Below are 2,137 nucleotides of genomic sequence, written 5' to 3' on the forward strand. Positions count from 1 at the left end.
ATCGCGGACTACGCCGAGCGCTGGGCGCCGGTCCTGCGTTCCACTCTCCGGACGGAGACCCGATGACCACCCTGACCCTCGACGGCGCCGCGCTGCGCCGCGCCTTCGCCCACGTCCCGTCCGGGGTCGTCGCGATCTGCGCCGACACCGGCACCGAACGCCTCGGCATGGCGGCCAGCACGTTCGTGCCGGTGTCGTTGGATCCACCGCTGGTGGCATTCTGCGTGCAGAACACCTCCACCACCTGGCCGAAGCTCGCGGCACGACCGCGCTTGGGCATCAGCGTCCTGAACTCCGACGGTGCCGCCCGGGGGCTCGCGGCCAAGGACGGCGACCGGTTCGCCGGACTCGACACCGAAACCCACGACGGGGGAGCGCTGTTCGTCGCCGGCTGTAGCGTCCGGATGGACGTGTCGATCGAGCAGCAGGTCCCCGCGGGCGACCACGCCATCGTCGTGCTGCGCGTCCACGAACTGCACTTCGACGACTCCGGCACCGAGCCGATCGTGTTCCACCGCAGCGTCTTCCGCAGGCTGGTGGCGTCGTGAGCCGGATGGAGGCGGCGCTGGCCGCACTGCGCGCGGGGCGGCCCGTCCTCGTCGCCGACGACGCCGACCGCGAGAACGAGGGCGACGTGATCCTCGCCGCCCACCACGCGAGTCCGGAGTGGATCGCGTGGACCGTGCGGCACACCTCGGGCCTGCTGTGCGCGCCGATGACCGGCGCCCGCGCCGACGCCCTGGACCTGCCGGCGATGGTGACCGACAACCAGGACCCGAAGCAGACCGCGTACACGATCACCGTCGATGCGGCGCGCGGGGTGAGCACCGGCATCAGCGCCGCCGACCGCGCCACCACGCTGCGGGTGCTCGCCGACCCCACCGCCACCACCCGCGACCTGATCCGGCCCGGCCACATCCTGCCGCTGCGCGCCCGACCCGGCGGGGTGCTCGAACGTCCCGGCCACACCGAGGCCGCCGTCGACCTGTGCGCTCTCGCCGGGCTGCCCCAGGTCGGGGTGATCGCCGAACTCGTCGCCGACGACGGGTCCATGATGCGCATGCCCGGCATCGAGGACCTCGGCGCCCGGCACGACCTGCCCGTCCTCACCGTCGCGGAGCTGATCAACTACCGCGCCGCGCACCCGCTGCCCGCAACCGTGGTGCCGGCCGGGCGGGTGATCCGCGCCGACGAGACCGTGATGCCGACCCGGTTCGGCACCTTCCGTGCCGTCGGCTACCTGGACCGGCACACCGGTGCCGAGCACCTGGCGCTACTCGCCGGCGACCCGGTCGACGGGGCGCTGGTGCGGGTGCATTCGGAGTGCCTGACCGGGGAGTCGTTCGCCTCCCAGCGCTGCGAGTGCGGCCCGCAGCTCGACGCCGCCCTCGAGCGTCTCGCCCACGAGGGCGGGGTGCTGGTGTATCTGCGCGGGCACGAGGGCCGTGGCATCGGACTGCTGAAGAAGCTGGCCGCCTACCGGCTGCAGGACGGCGGCCTGGACACCGTGCAGGCCAACCTCGAACTCGACGAACCCGCCGACGGCCGCGAATACGGCGGGGCCGCCGCGATCCTGCACGACCTCGGCGTGCGGTCGGTGCGGCTGCTCACCAACAACCCGGCCAAGATCTCCGGCCTCGAGGCCAACGGCATCGTCGTGTCGGGGCGGGTGCCGCTGCACGTCGGCAGGGCCCCGGCGAACGTGCGTTACCTCGAAGCCAAACGACGGCGGATGGGACATCTGCTGCCGGCGGCGGAAGGCTGAGGCGCAGAATATTATCCGCGCACCTCGCAGTCATCCGCTCGTGCAATTGCAGGAGCGGATGACTGACGGCCGAGCGGCTGTGAGGGCCTTTCAGCGGTTGCGTGACTCGAACTCGTCGCGTGCGGCGACGATGCGCGCGACGGTGTCTTCGATGCCGGTGCACTACTGGGATTCCGGCAGGGGAACGTTCCGGTCGCGAAAGTGGACGCGGCCGAATATCAAGACTCCGTTAGCGGTTCGACGCTCATTCCACATCGGTACGGCAGGGGCGAGTTGGTCTCGGGCAGCGCGCATCGTACCGCCAGTTGGGTGGGCACGATGTCGTCCCCGTTGTCGGTTGCTTAGATCGTGTCTTGTATGGGTCGGATCCTG

At 71.2% G+C, this 2,137-nt stretch carries 2 protein-coding genes; both read left to right on the plus strand.

What is annotated here, in order from left to right; genetic code table 11:
- Positions 1 to 62: 62 nt before the first annotated feature.
- Positions 63 to 548: a flavin reductase family protein gene (locus OEY_RS0127730; protein ID WP_010596971.1), complete on the plus strand. Its 486-nt coding sequence runs from the start codon at positions 63 to 65 to the stop codon at positions 546 to 548.
- A gap of 5 nt (positions 549 to 553) precedes the next feature.
- Complete coding sequence (gene ribB, locus OEY_RS0127735) at positions 554 to 1,765, plus strand: 3,4-dihydroxy-2-butanone-4-phosphate synthase (protein WP_010596972.1); 1,212 nt, start codon at positions 554 to 556, stop codon at positions 1,763 to 1,765.
- Positions 1,766 to 2,137 lie beyond the last annotated feature (372 nt).

It is taken from the genome of Rhodococcus sp. P14 (assembly GCF_000256505.1).
GTDB lineage: Bacteria > Actinomycetota > Actinomycetes > Mycobacteriales > Mycobacteriaceae > Rhodococcus > Rhodococcus ruber.

What these genes read in the sequence shown, in the direction of transcription:
- OEY_RS0127730 (WP_010596971.1), top strand. Translation starts at nt 63, where the DNA reads ATGACCACCCTGACCCTCGACGGCGCCGCGCTGCGCCGCGCCTTCGCC.
- ribB (WP_010596972.1), top strand. Translation starts at nt 554, where the DNA reads ATGGAGGCGGCGCTGGCCGCACTGCGCGCGGGGCGGCCCGTCCTCGTC.